Here is a 16,354-nt window from a genome sequence, read left to right as displayed (position 1 = left end):
ATGAAACATCCGCCTGGCGCGCCTGCTGCCAGCCGGCCTCGTCGACGCTGCAGGCGTGCGCCGCCCAGGCGGTCATGCGGTCATGAGGTCAGGCAAAACACGCCATATCGGGCCAAAGACGCCAGTTCCGTCGCATGTGTCCGCCAGCCCGCCTCATCCATGCGGGAACGCGATCCATGTGGGCGGACCGGACGCGGGGCGGCTGCGGCGCCAAAGCCCCTTGGGTTGAAGCTGCGGCCTGAAACATGGCTCCCCTGTTGCCCGGCGGCGCACAATCGGGTTGAACCAGATATCGGACACAATGGCGGCGCCGGGCCGTTCCCGGACCGCCGCAGGGAGAAACCCATGGCGACAGGCAGTTTCCGCGCGCTGGTGGCGCGCAAATCCGGCAATCCTGACGACAAGACCCAGCATGTCAGCCTTGAAACAGTCGATGATTCCATCCTCGGCGAGGGCGACGTTACGGTGCGGGTCACCCATTCCACCGTCAATTTCAAGGATGGCCTCGCCATCACCGGCCGGTCGCCGATCCTGCGCCGCTGGCCGATGATTCCCGGCATCGATTTCGCCGGCGTCGTCGAGCAGTCGGACAGCGCCGCCTTTCCCGTTGGCTCCGAAGTGGTTCTCAACGGCTGGGGCGTTGGCGAAAGCCATCCGGGCGGCTACGCCCAGCGCGCCCGTGTCAAAAGCGACTGGCTCGTGCCCCTGCCAGCTGGCCTGACGGCGGCCCAGGCCATGGCCATCGGCACCGCTGGCTATACGGCGATGCTGTGCCGCATGGCGCTGGAACGTCACGGGGCCACGCCAGACCAGGGGCCGGTGCTGGTCACCGGCGCCTCTGGCGGCGTCGGCTCGGTGGCGGTGGCGCTGATGGCGGCGGCTGGCTGGGAGGTCATCGCCTCCACCGGGCGCCCTGAGGAAGCCGCCTATCTCCAGGGTCTCGGCGCCACCACGATCATGAACCGCGCCGAGCTTTCCGCCCCCGGCAAGCCGCTGGGCAAGGAGCGCTGGGCGGCGGCCATCGATTCGGTCGGCTCCCACACCCTCGCCAATGTGCTGGCCTCGACGAAGTATCGCGGCGCCGTCGCCGCCTGTGGCCTGGCCCAGGGCATGGACCTTCCCGGCTCGGTGGCGCCGTTCATCCTGCGCAACGTGGCCCTGCTCGGCGTCGACAGCGTCATGTGCCCCGCCGCCGACCGCCGTGAGGCGTGGACGCGGCTGGCGAAGGAGCTGGACCTGCGCAAGCTTGGCGACATGACCTCGACCATCAGCCTCGACGATGTGCAGGGCGCCGCCCACGACATCCTCGCCGGCAAGGTGCGCGGCCGCCTGGTGGTGGAGATCGGCTGAAGCAGGCCCGGGCGATCTCGCCAGCGCCATCTCCCGCAAACGCGGCGTCCTTGGTCAGGTGGACGACGCCTTGCGGGAGAACGTGCGCCAGGGCGGCAAGGCTGGGAAAATCCGCCCGTATGAGCGGGTTTTCTCCAGGCTGCTCCGGTTCACTCCTGCGGCGTCCAGGGCGCCTCGCCCTCGATCAGCGGGCGGTGGCGGTTGAGTTCGCCGCCAACGAAATCCATGAAGGCGCGCACGCGCGGCGCGTGGCGCAGGTCCTGATGGGTCAGCAGCCACAGGCTGCTGGAAATGTCGTTGTGCGGTGGCGACAGCCGCACCAGCTCCCTGTTCATGTCCGCCGCCATGCACGGCAACGGGCCGACGCCGAGGCCGGCGATAACCGCGTCGGCCAGTGAGCGCACGGTGTTGACGCGAAACCCCACCTGGTCATGCCCGCCCGCCTGGTCGCGCACAAAGCGCGCGGCGCGAATCTCGCTCAGTTCGCCGCCAAGCCCCACCCAGCTTGCGCGGGCGCAAAGCTCGGGAGCATGCGCGCCGGTGCTGTCGGGAAAATCGGCCCGCCGGCCATAGATCGCCCAGGCGATGCGGCCGATGCGCCGCCCCACAAGGGTTTCGCCAGGCTTGTCCGTCGCCCGTATGGCAATGTCGGCGTCGCGCCGCGACAGGTTGAGCTGGGCGTTGTCCACCACCACGTCCAGGCGTATTTGCGGATGCCGGCGGCGGAATTTGCCAATGATCCGGGTCAGCAGCATGCCCATCAGCCCGTCATTGGTGGTGACGCGCAACTCGCCGGAGGGCGCCAGTTCCTTACCCTCGACCTTGCGCAGGAAACCGCTGGCCGCGTCTTCCATGGCGTCGGCCACGGCGACCATCTCCTCGCCGGCCGCGGTCAGCACATAGCCGCCGCGCCGCCGTTCAAACAACGTGCAGTCCAGCGTCGCCTCAAGCTGCGCCAGGCGGCGGAAAACCGTCGAATTGTTGACGCCGAGCGTCGCGGCAGCCCCGGCCAGGCCCCGCGCGGAAGCGATAGCCCGCACCAGGCGGAAATCATCCAGCGGCACGGCGGCGTTGGTGAGCCGCGTCCGGGCGCGGCTGGCGGCGGTTGCGTCAGTCATGACGACAAACATGGCTGCTGATTGCAATTTTGCAATAAAACAATTGCGTCATCAGCTCTGGTTCTGCGCGAAAAGAATGGGCAACTTGATGGGGCGGCAGGACGGCGCGCTGGCGGGACCAGCGCCGCCCATGCCTTGAGCGCCTGTTTCTGATCCCGGTTTTTTATCCGCGCCATACCGCTGCGAACCCATTCGCCGGGCTGGCGCGCAGGACGCGGAGAATGACAATGACCAAGGTTCTGGTTCTTTACTATTCCAGCTATGGCCACATCGAGAAGATGGCCGAAGCCGTTGCGGAAGGCGCGCGCAGCGCCGGCGCCGACGTGACGGTGAAGCGCGTGCCGGAGACGGTTCCGGAAGACGTGGCGCGCGGCGCCCATTTCAAGCTCGATCAGGCTGCCCCGGTGGCGACCGTCGCCGAGTTGCCGGAATATGACGCCATCATCTTCGGCGCGCCGACCCGCTTCGGCGTCTTCGCCTCGCAGATGCGCGCCTTCCTGGACCAGACCGGCGGCCTGTGGGCCCAGGGCAAGCTCGTTGGCAAGGTCGGCAGCGCCTTCACCTCCAGCGCCACCCAGCATGGCGGCCAGGAATCGACCATCCTCACCTTCCATCCAACGCTGCTGCACCATGGCATGGTGGTGGTCGGCCTGCCTTACGCCTACGCCGGCCAGATGGGCGTGGACGAGATCAAGGGCGGCTCGCCCTACGGCGCCAGCACCATCGCCGATGGCGACGGCAGCCGCCAGCCGTCCGAAGCCGACCTTGCCGGCGCCCGCTACCAGGGCGCGCATGTGGCGAAAATCGCCGCGAAGCTGGCCTCCTGACAGGCGCGCGACCTTCCGGCCCCTGGCGGGCGCTGCCCTTGCCTGAAAAGAACGCCAGGCGCCGGCGCAACTCCGCCCTCACATGAACCCGCCCCGCCCTATTTCGGCGCGGCGGCGCGGCGCAGGCGGTCGTTGATCGCCTCGCCCAGATCCCTGTCCGGCACCGGCGCCACGGCGATCGTCGCCGCGCCGGCGGCGTCGAGCCGGCGCAAGGCGCCAAACAGATTGGCGGCGGCCTCCGCGAGGTCGCCGCTTTCGCTCAGGTCCAGCGTCATGACGGCGCGCTCGCCGCCGGGCGGCCGGGCGCCGCCGAACGTCAGCAGCGCTTCCCCGTCCCCCACCGCATCCACATTCAGCCGCACCCGCGCGTTTGGCGCATAGTGCGAGGCCAGCATGCCTGGCGAGACCGGCCGCGCCGGATCGGCGGCGGCGTTTTCAGCCAGTCTGCCTCCCAGCACGGCCTCCAGGGCGTTGCGGGTGACGCCGCCCGGGCGCAGCAGCGTGGCGACGCCGTCGACCACCGCCACCACCGTCGATTCCACCCCCACCTCAGTCGGTCCACCGTCCACCACCGCGTCGATGCGGCCATCGAGATCAGCCAGCACATGCGCGGCCGTGGTCGGGCTGACATGGCCGGACACGTTGGCGGAAGGCGCCGTCACCGGCCGCCCCACCTGGCGCAGCAGGTCACGCGCCGTCTGCGTCGCCGGCACACGCAAGGCGATGGTTGGCAGCCCCGCCATCGCCAGCTCGCTGACGCCGGATCCGGCCACGGCCGGAACCACCAGGGTCAGCGGGCCAGGCCAGAACCGCTCCGCCAGTCGCAACGCCACCGCGTCGAACACGCCGAACTGGCGGGCCGCGGCGAGGTCCGGCACGTGCGAAATCAGCGGATTGAACGAGGGGCGCCCCTTGGCGGCGTAAATGCCGGCCACCGCCCGCCCGTTGGTCGCGTCGCCGCCCAGGCCGTAAACCGTCTCGGTGGGAAAAGCGACGAGACCGCCGTCGCGCAGCAGTTGCGCGGCGGCCGCGAGGCCATCCGCGCTGGCGTCGAGTCGCAAGGTGCGCCGCGTCATCATCCGTTCCTGTCTCCGGGCGTCCGGCGCCCGCGCCTGTGTATACGGTTTTTGTATCCCCTGTCGCTTTTGTCGTGCGGGCGGCGCCCTGCAAGGTCCGCGTGGCGACGCGGACAAAATGTCCCGCTGAAAGGCTCAGACGCAACAAGTTACGGAAGCTGTTCCATAAATTCGCCGCCGGAGCATAACTGGCCGCTGGCATATTGGCGGCGATGACATTAAACCTTCGTCTGATACGCGCCGGCGTTACGGTCGCCGGGCGATGCGCAGTCCGGAGATAGTAACCATGACCTACGCCGCTCCCGTCAACGACATGGTCGAGACCATCCGCTCGGCCGCCGGCTTCGAACAGGCTGTTGCGGACGGGATTTATGGCGACCTGTCGCTCGATCTGGTGACGTCGGTGCTGGAGGAAGCAGGGCGCTTCGCCAGTGAGCGCATCGCGCCGCTGAACCGCATCGGCGACGAGATCGGCTCCCGCTGGAGCGACGGCGCCGTCACCACCCCGCCTGGCTGGAAGGAAACCTACCGCGACTGGACAGCGGCCGGCTGGAACGCCTTGCCCGCGCCGGAGCAATGGGGCGGCCAGGGCCTGCCCGCAGTGGTACAGGCGGCCTGCGCCGAGATGTGGAACGCCTCGGCCATGTCCTTCGCGCTGGCGCCGCTGCTGAGCGCTGGCGCCGTGGAAGCGTTGATCGCCCACGGCTCCGAAGAGCTGAAACAGACCTATCTGGCGAAACTGGTGGCCGGTGAATGGACCGGCACCATGAACCTGACGGAACCGCAGGCGGGCTCCGACCTGGCGGCGCTGCGCACGAAGGCGGTTCCCAACGGCGACGGCAGCTATCGCATCACCGGCCAGAAAATCTTCATCACCTATGGCGAGCACGACATGACGGACAATATCGTGCATCTCGTGCTGGCCCGCCTGCCGGACGCGCCAGCCGGCACCCGCGGCATCTCGCTGTTTCTCGTGCCCAAGTTCATTCCCGACGCCAACGGCAATCCGGGGCGGCGCAACGATGTGCGCTGCGCCAGCATCGAGCACAAGCTTGGCATCCACGGCTCGCCCACCTGCGTCATGGTCTATGGCGATGAGGGCGGCGCCACGGGCTGGCTGATCGGCGAGGAGAATCGCGGCCTCAACTGCATGTTCACGATGATGAACGCCGCGCGCCTCGCCGTTGGCCTGCAGGGCGTCGCCATCGCCGACCGGGCCTGGCAGCAGGCGCTGGCCTACGCCCATGAGCGCCGCCAGGGCCGCGCCAGCGGCGCGCCCGCCGGCGAGATGAGCCCGATCATCCAGCACCCCAATATCCAGCGCAAACTGCTGACCATGAAGGCGCTGGCCGCCGCCGCCCGCGCCATCTGCTACCGCACCGCCGCCGCCCTCGATCGCGCCCATCTGGCCGCCGATCCGGCCGAGCGGGCGCGCGGCGCGGCGCACGCCTCGCTGCTGACCCCGGTGGCCAAGGCCTGGTCCACCGATATCGGCGTCGAGGCCGCCTCCATTGGCGTGCAGATTCACGGCGGCATGGGCTTCATCGAGGAGACCGGCGCGGCCCAGCACCTGCGCGACGCCCGGATCGCCCCGATCTATGAAGGCACCAACGGCATCCAGGCCATCGACCTGGTCACCCGCAAGCTGCCGATGAACGGCGGCGCGGTGGTGCAGGCCGCCATCGCCGCCATGCGCCAGACGGCGACGAAGGCCGCCAACGCCCAGGCCGACGCCCTTGGCGACGCCGCCGCCCGCCTGCGCGACGCGGCCGAATCGCTGGATCGCGCCACCGCCTTCCTGTTGCAGCAGCAGGCCGGCGCCACCCCCGACGTGGCGCTGGCCGTCGCCGCGCCTTATCTGCGTCTGTTCGGCATCGCCGAGGGTCTCGACGCCCTCGTGAATATCGCGCTCGCGGCCGTGAAGGCTGTCGAGGCCGGCGACGCCAACCCGGCGCACGCCAGCCGCATACACATCGCCCGCTTCTTCGCCGGCAACATTGCCCCGGAAGCCCCGGCGCTGGCGGACATCGTGCTGCGCGGCGCCGACGCCGTGCTCGACGCGCGCGACGCGCTGGTCGCCTGACGTCCAGGCGCCGCGGAGGGGGCTGCGGCGCCGTGGCCCTCCATGGCCGCCAGACCGCTGCGCCGGCAAAGCGGCGCGGCCGGCTGGATGACAAACCGCGCGCGCCCCGTCAGACCATGACTCCCGTCATGGCTTGTGGGACAACAGCGCATGTTGCTTGTCCGGCCTGAAACCCCCGCCGACGCCGCCGCCATCCGCCAGGTGACCGCCGCTGCTTTCGCCAGCGCGCCGCACAGCTCGGGAACGGAAGCGGCCATTGTCGATGCACTGCGCGCCGCTGGCGCGCTGGCCCTGTCCTGCGTTGCGGAAGAGGCCGGCGCCCTTGTCGGCCACGCGGCGTTCTCGCCCGTAACGACCAGCGACGGCGCGCCGGGGTGGTTCGGGCTCGGACCGGTGTCGGTGCGTCCCGACCGTCAGCGCGCCGGCGTCGGTCAGGCGCTGATCCGCGCCGGGCTGGCGACGTTGCGCGATCAGGGCGCCGCCGGATGCGTGGTCCTCGGCGATCCGCGCTATTATGCACGCTTCGGCTTCATCAGCGATCCGGCCCTGCGTTATGGCGATGTCCCTCCTGGATCTTTCCAGCGCATCGTGTTCCGCGGCGCGCCTCCCGCCGGCGAGGTCAATTATCACGCCAGCTTTGACATCGCCTGAAGCGCCGCCAGAACCCGGCGACGCATCGCTGGTTGTCAGCGCCAGCGAAAATCGCTAGAGCATCTACCCGCGGACGCGGTTTATTGCGCCTGTAGCCGCAACAATTCAGACAGACAAAACTCTATTGGCGCCCGCCTGGCCAGAGCCGGGACGGCGGCGCGGAAGCGGTGGACGCGGCCGCGCCTGCGCCCTGCGGCGCATCCCAACCATAACGGGGTTGTTCACGGCCCGGATTCAGGCGTAATCGTTCGGGATCATGCCTGGAGCGCGCGCTCCCGAACACACCGCATACCCATGGCCTGTGAGCGATCCGTCGCCGGCCTGGACCTTGCAGGAGGCCAGGGCCGTCCGCGTCGCCAGCAGCGCAACCGAACACGTCCAGCCGTCACGCCAGTGACATGATCCCGGTGGCAATGCTGCCCGGCGGGAGACCAGACCATGATCATTGTTCACCGGCCAGCGACAACGCCCGAGGGCGGTGCTTTTCTGGAACGGCGCATGCTCGTTCCGGGTGAGCTGTTTCCGGCCGACGCAATCTGGATCGATCTGATCGAGCCGTCGCGCGCCGAGGCGCGCCTGGCGGAGGCCCACTATGGCGTCAGCGTGCCGACGCGCGAGGACACCGACTACATCGAGCCGTCCGAACTGCTCTACACCGAGAACGGCGCCCGCTACATGACCACGCAGCTGCTGTTCAACGTCGCCCACGACGCCCAGCTCGCCAGCGTCAGCTTCATCCTGGCCCGTAACACGCTGATCACCGTGCGCTATGACGAGCCGAAGGCGTTCATCATGTTCGCCCACCGCGCCGGCCGGCCAGGCAGCGGCGGCCTCACCGCCGAGCAGGTGATGGCCGGCCTCATCGAAACCATCATCGACCGCGCCGCCGAGGTGCTCCAGAACATCGGCGAGGACATCAACACCCTCTCCCGCCAGGTGTTCGAAACCAAGCACGACCCCGGCAAGCGCAACGCCGAGTTCCAGGACATCGTCCAGACCCTGGGCCATCACGGCGACCTGATCTCCAAAAGCCGCGAAAGCCTGCTGTCGATCGAGCGGGTCATGCTGTTCCTCACCGTAGCCTACCGCACCGCCCGCGTGCCCATGGAGCTGCGCGAACAGGTGCGCACCAACCTGCGCGACCTGCAATCGCTGGAGGAGCACGCCACGTTCCAGAGCGGCAAGATCCAGTTCCTGCTCGACGCCACCCTCGGCCTCGTCAACATCGAGCAGAACAACATCATCAAGCTGTTTTCGGTTATGGCGGTGGTGTTCATGCCGCCGACCCTCATCGCCTCCATCTACGGCATGAACTTCCGGGCAATGCCGGAGCTGGACTGGAAACTTGGCTACCCGCTCGCCCTGCTCGGCATGATTGTCGCCGCCATCGCGCCCTATTTCTTCTTCCGCTGGAAGAAGTGGCTGTAACCTGCCCGCTCTCCCCGAAAGCAAGTCATGAACTGTTCTCCCCTGCGGATCGTCCTGACCGGCGGCCCCGGTTCGGGAAAGACCACCTTGCTCGAAGCGCTCGCCGGCCAAGGCCACACGACGGCGCCAGAAGCAGGAAGGGCCGTGATCCTGCAACAGCAGGCCAGCGGCGGCGACGCCCTGCCATGGCGCAACCCGGCGCGCTTCGCGGACGCCATGCTGACGCACGCCGTCGCGGCGTTCGATGCGGCGGATGACGCCCCGGGGCCGGTATTCTTCGACCGGGGTATTGGCGACGTGCTGGGCTATCTGGAGCTGGTTGGCCTTGCCCATGACGCGGCGGCGCAACGCTGCCGCGCGGCGGCGCAGGGGCGTCGTTACCATTCCCGGGTGTTCATCGCGCCGTTCTGGCCGGAAATCTATGTCAACGACGCCGAACGCAAGCAGGACCTCGCCGAGGCCGGAGCCACCTGCGCCGCCATGGCCAGGGTCTGGCCGGCGCTTGGCTATGACCTGGTCTGGCTGCCGAAGGCCCCCGTGGCGGAGCGGGTTGCGTTCATCATGGCGAACCTGACCGGACGATAGCCTCCCGCCCTTCCCCGCGCCGCCGTCAGGGCCGGATCTGCGCCGGCCATCCACGCGCTGCCGCGCCCACCGTTGCCGCAAGAAACGACGACGCAAGAGACGACGACGCAAGAGACGCCCCCCGCGGGAGACGACGAAGACGTGGATGCCCGCAACACGCGCAGGCATGGCGGGCGCCGGGGGATTGATGCGATCCCGCGGATAATGGCGGCGGCGACCGCGCCGGCGCTCTCGCCAGATCCGCTTCGAACTGACCATATCTGGACAAGAAAAACCCGGCGAGCGGCGCCAGCCGGGTCGTTTTCTGATCGGCCCCCGCGCCGGGCTCAGCCCTCGATGCGCGAGAAATCGGCGATGGCGCGCGTCGCCTCGCGAATGCCGGCGAGCAGGCGCAGCCGGTTGGCGCGCAGGGCCGCGTCGTCGGCGTTCACCGTCACCGCCTCGAAGAAGGCGTCAACCGGGCCGCGCAGCGCCGCCAGCGCCGTCATGGCGCCCTGATAATCCTCCCGCTTCACCGCCGCTTCCGCCGCCTCGCGAGCGGCGCCCAGCGCCGTGAACAGCGCCTTTTCCTCATCGGCCTGCAACAAAGAAGCGTCGGCGGCGGCGTCATATGACGCGCCGTCCTTCTTCTCCTCGATGCGCAGGATGTTGGCGGCGCGCTTCACGCCGGCCAGCAGCGACTTGCCGTCGGCCGTATCGAGAAACTGCTTCAGCGCCGCGACCCGACGCACCACCAGCAGCAGGTCGTCCTGATCGCCCAGCGACAGCACCGCGTCGATCAGATCGTGGCTGTAGCCCTGATCGCGCAGGAACACCTTGAGGCGGTCGTGGAAGAATTCCAGCAGCGACACCGCGTCCGACGACACGACGCGCCCGGCGAATTCTTCCGGCATGCGCGGCGCGGCGCGTTTCGCCCCTTCCGGCTCCGCCTCCTGGCAGATTTCCACCAGCGGCAGCCGCAGGTCGTTCTCCAGCACCAGACGGATGACGCCGAGCGCCGCCCGGCGCAGGGCGTAAGGATCCTTGGAGCCGGTCGGCTTCTCGTCGATCGCCCAGAAGCCGGCCAGGGTGTCCAGCTTGTCGGCCAGCGCCACGGTGACGGAAACCGGCGCCGTGGGCGTGCGGTCGGACGGGCCGAGCGGCTTGTAATGGTCCTCGAGCGCCGCCGCCACACGCGGATCCTCGCCCTCGGCCGCCGCATAATAGCGACCCATGAGGCCCTGCAATTCCGGGAATTCACCCACCATTTCGGTGGTGAGGTCGGCCTTGGCCAGGCGGGCGGCGCGGGTCGCCAGGCCGCCGTCTGCGCCGATCGCCAGCGCGATCTTGCCGGCCAGCTCCACCAGCCGCTCGACGCGCTCGCCCTGGGTTCCCAGCTTCTCGTGGAACACGGAGCGGGAATCGATCAGCTTCTGCAGGCGCTGCTCCAGCGGCTTCAGGTGCTTCGTGTCCGCGCGCTCGCGATAGTCCGGCATCGGCCGCTGGTCGGTCTGCCAGAAGTGGCGGGCGTCGGAGAGGCGGGCGCGGACCACGCGTTCATTGCCGGCGATGATGGCGGCGCCGCGATCCGGCGCGACAATGTTGGACACCAGGATGAACCTGTTGGCCAGCGCGCCGTCAGCCTTCTTCAGTACGAAGCATTTCTGGTTGGCGCGGATGGTGGCGCGGATCACCTCCGGCGGTATCGCCAGGAACTCCTCCTCGAAGGCGCCCATCAGCACCACCGGCCATTCCACCAGTCCGGCGACCTCCTCCAGCAGACCTTCGTCCTCCACCAGCTCCAGCCCCTGGGCGAAGGCGAGATTGCGCGCCTCGGCGAGGATGATGTCCTTGCGGCGGTCGGTGTCGAGGATCACCTTCGCCTTCTCCAGCACGGCGACGTAATCGTCGAAGCGCTTCACCTGGATCGGCCCAGGGAAACCGGCGCCCTTCGCCATGAAGCGGTGGCCGCGGGTTTCGTTGCCGGCCGTCACGCCGCCGACGCTGAACGGCACGACTTGCGGCTCCTCTGTCTCGGGCCCGAAGGTGGCGACGATGGAGTGCAGCGGCCGCACCCAGCGCATGGCGCCGGGCTGGGCGGAAGCGGCGCCCCAGCGCATCGACTTCGGCCACGGGAAATTCTGGATGATGCGCGGCAGCACCTCGGCCAGCACGTCCAGCGTCGGCTGGCCGGGCTTCTCGATCACCGCCACATAGAACTCGCCTTTTTTCGGATCGGATACGACCTGCGCCTGGTCGATGGAGCTCAGGCCGGCGCCCTTCAGGAAGCCCTGGATCGCCCCATCCGGCGCGCCGACGCGCGGCCCCTTGCGTTCCTCGCGCACGTCCTGGCCAACCGCCGGCAGACCGGCGATGTGCAGGGCGATGCGGCGTGGGGTTGCCCAGGCGCCGGCGCCTTCATACAGCAGGCCGCGCTCGACAAGGGCGTTGGTCACCAGGCTCTGCAGGTCCTGCGCCGCCTTGCGCTGCATGCGGGCGGGGATTTCTTCACTGAACAGTTCGAGCAGAAGGTCGGGCATCGGAGGTTCCATCGGCCCCGGCGGGCCTGAAAAGCGTCAAACGGGCGTGCGGCGAAACAGTTGCGGAAGCCTCAGGCGGCCGCGCCGCCGCCCTCGGTGCGCAGCCACGCGGCGCCGCAGGCCTTGGCCAGTTCACGCACGCGCAGGATATAACTCTGCCGCTCGGTGACCGAGATCACGCCGCGCGCGTCCAGCAGGTTGAAGGCGTGGCTGGCCTTGATGCACTGGTCATAGGCTGGCATGGCGAGGCCATGACGGCCATCGGCGCGCGCGCCGGCCTCCAGCAGGCGTTTGCACTCGTTCTCCGCGTCAGCGAAGTGGCGGAACAGGATGTCCGTGTCGGCGTATTCGAAATTGAAGGCGGAAAATTCCTGCTCGGCCTGCAGGAACACGTCGCCATAGGTCACCTTGTCGTCGCCTTCGCCGCCGTTGAAATTGAGGTCGTAGACGCGCTCCACCCCCTGCACATACATGGCGAGGCGCTCAAGGCCATAGGTCAGTTCGCCGGCCACCGGCGCGCATTCCACGCCCGCCACCTGCTGGAAATAGGTGAACTGCGACACTTCCATGCCGTCGCACCAGCATTCCCAGCCAAGACCCCAGGCGCCCAGGGTCGGGCTCTCCCAGTCGTCCTCGACAAAGCGCACGTCATGCAGCGCCAGATCGACGCCGATGGCCTCCAGCGACGCCAGATACAGCTCCTGCAGGTTCGGCGGGTTCGGCTTCAGGATCACCTGATACTGGTAATAATGCTGCAACCGGTTGGGGTTTTCGCCATAGCGCCCATCGGTGGGGCGGCGCGAGGGCTGCACGTAGGCGGCTTTCCACGGCTTCGGCCCCAGCGCCCTCAGGGTGGTGGCCGGGTGAAAGGTGCCGGCGCCCACCTCCATGTCATAGGGCTGGAGAATGACGCAGCCCTGCTTCGCCCAGAACTCATGGAGCGTCAGGATAAGCCCCTGAAAGGAGCGCTTCGGGCTGGACTGATCGGAGCCGGTCATGATCGCATTCTTCTGATATCGCGTGCTTCTGTCGCTGCGGCGGCGCGCCGACGCAGGTTCCTATACAACGAAAAACCAACGGACACAGTTGGAAATCGCCCGGGCGCAACCGTATCCGGCCGTCAATCGCCCCATGGCAGGCTCTCGCCGGCATGCGCGCGGGCCGCTTCGGCGGTGAAGGCCCCATCCGGCCCGTGCAATACGAGCGGCGCGTCCAGGGCGAATGGCCCGCGCCGGCCGCGCAGCCCGCCCACCATCACCCGGATCGCCGGCGCGCCCGCCCGCGCCGCCACCGGCCGCGCCCGCACGTCGCCGAAGCGCCGCGCCATGCCGGCGAGAATCTCCGGTAGCGCTTCCGCCCGGTGGATCACCAGCAGCGCCCCGCCCGGCCGCAGCAGCCGGCAGGCGCAACGCAACCAGGCCTGCAGGGCATCCTCCCGCACCGGCTCCCGCATTCCGTCCACGGGCGCATCGAACACGTGCGCCGCCCGCCGGCCAGCGCCTGGGGAGGCGCGCACCGCCTCCGGGGCGAACCAGGGCGGATTGGTCACCACCAGGTCCTGGCTTTCCGCCACAAGACCCGCCGCCGCCAGCGCCTCCGGCCGGTCCAGCAGATCGATGTTGACGACGCGGGCGCGGCCGTCCAGTCCGTTCAGGACGATATTGCCGGCGCACAATCCGGCAAGGTCGCCATCGCGTTCAGCCAGCGTCACCCGCGTTGCGGGCGCGGTCCGGGCCACCCCCAGGCCGATCAGCCCGCTGCCCGCCCCCATATCGAGCACGTCAACGGTCCGCCGCAACCGCCGCGCCAGCGCCGCCGCCAGCGTCGCGCCAGCCATGGCGGCGAGCACGCCGTCGGTGCCGCCGCGATGGTGGCCGCGCCGGAACTGCGCCAGTCGCAGCCCGCCGTTGAAGAAGGCGTCAAGGCTCTGCTCCGCCGCGGTCACGGATCAATCCGGCAATTCGGGCAGATATTCCCCCATGCCAGCGTCAGCCAGCAGCGCGCGCGCCGCCGCCAGCGCGTCGCCAGCCACCATCAGGCGGCGGGGAAAGGCGCCGATCGAGCCCTCGATGGCGCTGACCTGGTTGTCGGCCACCATGTTGAGAATGCCGGCCTGGTCCAGCAGGCCCGACATGTAGCCGAGGGCGACGACGTCATTGGTGCGCAGCAATTCTTCCATGCGTTCAGGAATAGCCTATTTGCCGGCGCTCAGGAATGGCGCAACCATGCGTATTGCCGGCGTATTCCCGTCCGCGCCCGCGACCGGGGCGAACGTCCCACAGGGGCAATCCGCCGCTGCTTTCCGCCAGAACGCGCGCGCGGTTTCATTTGCAAATCCGGCGGAAACATTGGACAAGTCGGGCCAGCGGGCGCTGGCTCCATGTGCAGCCAGGGCAGCGCGCCGGACCGTGGACCGGAAGGAGATCAGGTTGGGTATCGCCGTCGCACTGGACAGGGACAAGGGCAGGCAGGCCAGCATCGAAGGCCTGGTGAAGCTGGTCGCCGCCGACATGGAGCGGGTGAACCAGATGATCCTGTCGCGCACGGGGTCCGACGTTTTGATGATCCCTGAGGTCGCCAATCATCTGATCTCGTCCGGCGGCAAGCGTCTGCGGCCCATGCTCACCCTCTCGGCCGCCGCTCTGTGCGGCTATCAGGGCGAAGGTCACGTCAAGCTGGCGGCCAGCGTCGAGTTCATGCACACCGCCACCCTGCTCCACGACGACGTGGTCGACGAAAGCGACATGCGGCGCGGCAAGCCGGCGGCGCGCAAGGTGTGGGGCAACGAGGCCAGCGTGCTGGTCGGCGACTTCCTGCTCGGCCAGGCCTTCCGCATGATGGTCGAGGTCGGTTCGCTCGACGCGCTCGACGTGCTGTCCACCGCCGCCGCCGTCATCGCCGAGGGTGAGGTGATGCAGCTGTCGGTCGCGCGCAGCCTCGCAACCACCGAAGACGAATACCTCGCCGTCATTGAGGCCAAGACCGCCACCCTGTTCGCGGCGGCCTGTGAGGTCGGCCCGATTCTCGCCGGCAACAACCCGGACGACCGCGCCGCCTGCCGCGCCTATGGCATGAACCTCGGCGTCGCCTTCCAGCTCATTGACGATGCGCTCGATTACGGCGGAACCGCCGACGCCCTCGGCAAGAACATCGGCGACGATTTTCGCGAGGGCAAGCTGACCCTGCCGGTGGTGCTGTCGCTGCAACGCGGCGACGCCGCCGACCGGGAGTTCTGGCGCCAGGCGCTGGAGGAAGGCGCCACCGGCGACGACGCCCTCAAGCGCGCCGTCGCCATGATGCGCGGCAACGGCGCCTTGCGCGAAACCATCGCCCGCGCCGAAAGCTACGGCGACGCCGCCCGCGCGGCGCTTGACCGCTACCCGGCCGGCCCGCTGAAGACTGCCCTGCTCGACACGGTGGACTTCTGCATCTCGCGGGCGCACTGACCGACGTCAGAACGCCACGAGCCCAGGCTCATGGCGTTGGAGCCCGCGCGGCGCAAGGCATGCCCCGCAGAATATACGTCAACCGATTTGAGCCTTGCAGGTTGCGGTGGCGTCCGCATCTTTTGCGACCTGGCGTGAAAATCACGCATGGCCCAGGCGGGCGACGGCTCCTCCAGCGCTCAGCCCAGCATGGTCGGGCGCGCCCACCAGGCCGGCCTGGTCGCGTGTATGCGCCCCGCCGCTACCCGGGCTTGCGCCTCATCGTCGAACAGCCCGAAAACCGTCGCGCCAGAACCGGACATGCGCGCCAGCCAGCAACCGGGCATCTGCTGCACCAGCGCCAGCGCCTCGCTGATCTGGGGGCAGAGGCTTCGCGCCGGCGCTTCCAGATCGTTCCGGCCCGCCAGCAGGTAACGCCGCAAGCCCCCCACGGTGGCGACGTCGGGCGTCAGCCTGGCGGGCGGGGAGCCCGCTTGCAGCGGCGATGCGGCCAACGCCTGGAACACCGCCGGCGTCGGAACCGCGACGCGCGGATTGACCAGCAGCGCCGGCAACGCCGGCAGGGACAGTTGCGGCCCGAGAATCTCTCCCAACCCCGCCATCACCCGCGCCCGGGCGCCAAGGCAGACCGGCGCGTCGGCGCCCGTTGTCGCCGCCGCCTGATGCAGGCGCGGGTCGTCGGCAGCCAGATGATTGAGCCGCGCCAGCAGGCGAAGCGCGGCGGCGGCGTCCGATGACCCGCCGCCCAGCCCGGCGGCGACCGGAAGGCGCTTGTCGAGGATAAACCGCCCCATTCGCAATCCGGGGCACAGGTCCGCCAGGCGACGCGCCGCGCGCAACACCAGATTGTCGTCGTCAGGCCCCGCTTCGGCCGCCGTGTCGCCAGCCACGGCCAGGGAGAGGCCGTCGCCCGGCTCCAGCGACAACACGTCAGCGACGCCGGATTCAGCGCAGGACCCTGTAACGGACCCTGCCGCCACGCCGGCGAAAACTGTCAGGCTGTCGAGTTCATGATAGCCGTCTGGCCGCCGGCCAACGACCCGCAGGGTCAGATTGACCTTGGCCGGCGCGCGCGTTGTCAGGGGCAGGCGCGATGTCAGGGGCAGGTTGGCCGGGTCCATCCGCTATCCGTCACAGCTTTTCCAGTCACAGCGTTCAATGGGGCGGCGGCTGGCGCGATGCAAAACGGAAAGCCGTCGCGACCCTGGCGCGCCTCATGGCGGGAAGCCTGGTTGTTTCCGGGGCCAGGGAACGGACGGAGCCCGCCTGGC

14 protein-coding genes are annotated in these 16,354 nt (G+C 69.0%); 7 read left to right on the top strand and 7 right to left on the bottom strand.

What is annotated here, in order from left to right; all coding sequences use genetic code 11:
• Window positions 1–345 precede the first annotated feature (345 nt).
• On the top strand, window positions 346–1,350 hold the full coding sequence (acuI, locus tag EV666_RS02190) for an acrylyl-CoA reductase (NADPH) (protein WP_132002272.1): 1,005 nt from the start codon (window positions 346–348) through the stop codon (window positions 1,348–1,350).
• Window positions 1,351–1,499: 149 nt separating this feature from the next.
• Here acuI and EV666_RS02185 read toward each other — a convergent pair whose 3' ends face one another.
• Window positions 1,500–2,468: a LysR family transcriptional regulator gene (locus EV666_RS02185; RefSeq protein WP_132002269.1), complete on the bottom strand. Its 969-nt coding sequence runs from the start codon at window positions 2,466–2,468 to the stop codon at window positions 1,500–1,502.
• A gap of 227 nt (window positions 2,469–2,695) precedes the next feature.
• Here EV666_RS02185 and wrbA point away from each other — a divergent pair, with 227 nt between their 5' ends.
• Window positions 2,696–3,295, top strand: a complete 600-nt coding sequence (gene wrbA, locus EV666_RS02180) for an NAD(P)H:quinone oxidoreductase (protein WP_132002266.1) — start codon at window positions 2,696–2,698, stop codon at window positions 3,293–3,295.
• A gap of 98 nt (window positions 3,296–3,393) precedes the next feature.
• Here the strand turns inward: wrbA and EV666_RS02175 are convergent, their stop codons facing one another.
• Window positions 3,394–4,374: an L-threonylcarbamoyladenylate synthase gene (locus EV666_RS02175; protein WP_132002263.1), complete on the bottom strand. Its 981-nt coding sequence runs from the start codon at window positions 4,372–4,374 to the stop codon at window positions 3,394–3,396.
• 283 nt (window positions 4,375–4,657) lie between these two features.
• Here EV666_RS02175 and EV666_RS02170 point away from each other — a divergent pair, with 283 nt between their 5' ends.
• The 4 genes from EV666_RS02170 to EV666_RS02155 all read left to right on the top strand — a co-directional run bounded on the left by EV666_RS02170 (window position 4,658) and on the right by EV666_RS02155 (window position 9,118).
• Entirely contained in the window at window positions 4,658–6,454 is a 1,797-nt protein-coding gene (locus EV666_RS02170) for an acyl-CoA dehydrogenase family protein (RefSeq protein WP_132002260.1), read from the top strand.
• A gap of 153 nt (window positions 6,455–6,607) precedes the next feature.
• The gene (locus EV666_RS02165; protein ID WP_207906319.1) at window positions 6,608–7,105 is read left to right on the top strand and encodes a GNAT family N-acetyltransferase; all 498 of its coding nucleotides are present in this window, start codon (window positions 6,608–6,610) and stop codon (window positions 7,103–7,105) included.
• A 438-nt stretch (window positions 7,106–7,543) separates the two neighbouring features.
• Window positions 7,544–8,533: a magnesium transporter CorA family protein gene (locus EV666_RS02160; protein ID WP_132002254.1), complete on the top strand. Its 990-nt coding sequence runs from the start codon at window positions 7,544–7,546 to the stop codon at window positions 8,531–8,533.
• A 27-nt stretch (window positions 8,534–8,560) separates the two neighbouring features.
• Complete coding sequence (locus EV666_RS02155; protein WP_132002252.1) at window positions 8,561–9,118, top strand: AAA family ATPase; 558 nt, start codon at window positions 8,561–8,563, stop codon at window positions 9,116–9,118.
• Window positions 9,119–9,444: 326 nt separating this feature from the next.
• On the opposite strand, the gene glyS is transcribed toward EV666_RS02155, so the two are convergent.
• The 4 genes from glyS to EV666_RS02135 form a co-directional block, all read right to left on the bottom strand.
• Complete coding sequence (gene glyS / locus EV666_RS02150; protein WP_132002249.1) at window positions 9,445–11,637, bottom strand: glycine--tRNA ligase subunit beta; 2,193 nt, start codon at window positions 11,635–11,637, stop codon at window positions 9,445–9,447.
• A gap of 71 nt (window positions 11,638–11,708) precedes the next feature.
• Window positions 11,709–12,635: a glycine--tRNA ligase subunit alpha gene (locus EV666_RS02145; protein WP_132002246.1), complete on the bottom strand. Its 927-nt coding sequence runs from the start codon at window positions 12,633–12,635 to the stop codon at window positions 11,709–11,711.
• A 122-nt stretch (window positions 12,636–12,757) separates the two neighbouring features.
• On the bottom strand, window positions 12,758–13,582 hold the full coding sequence (locus EV666_RS02140) for a tRNA1(Val) (adenine(37)-N6)-methyltransferase (RefSeq protein ID WP_245514154.1): 825 nt from the start codon (window positions 13,580–13,582) through the stop codon (window positions 12,758–12,760).
• Between the two features lie 3 nt (window positions 13,583–13,585).
• Window positions 13,586–13,816 carry a putative signal transducing protein gene (locus EV666_RS02135; RefSeq protein WP_132002243.1) on the bottom strand — a complete coding sequence of 77 codons (231 nt, stop codon included), beginning with the start codon at window positions 13,814–13,816 and terminating at the stop codon, window positions 13,586–13,588.
• Window positions 13,817–14,066: 250 nt separating this feature from the next.
• Here EV666_RS02135 and EV666_RS02130 point away from each other — a divergent pair, with 250 nt between their 5' ends.
• Window positions 14,067–15,083, top strand: a complete 1,017-nt coding sequence (locus EV666_RS02130) for a polyprenyl synthetase family protein (RefSeq protein ID WP_165909866.1) — start codon at window positions 14,067–14,069, stop codon at window positions 15,081–15,083.
• A gap of 179 nt (window positions 15,084–15,262) precedes the next feature.
• On the opposite strand, the gene EV666_RS02125 is transcribed toward EV666_RS02130, so the two are convergent.
• On the bottom strand, window positions 15,263–16,204 hold the full coding sequence (locus tag EV666_RS02125) for a 4-(cytidine 5'-diphospho)-2-C-methyl-D-erythritol kinase (RefSeq protein WP_132002240.1): 942 nt from the start codon (window positions 16,202–16,204) through the stop codon (window positions 15,263–15,265).
• Between the last annotated feature and the right edge of the window lie 150 nt (window positions 16,205–16,354).

The organism is Camelimonas lactis (assembly GCF_004342915.1).
Classification (GTDB): domain Bacteria; phylum Pseudomonadota; class Alphaproteobacteria; order Rhizobiales; family Beijerinckiaceae; genus Camelimonas; species Camelimonas lactis.
Note: the sequence above shows the minus strand (reverse complement) of the source record. Positions and strands in the feature narration are given on the sequence as shown.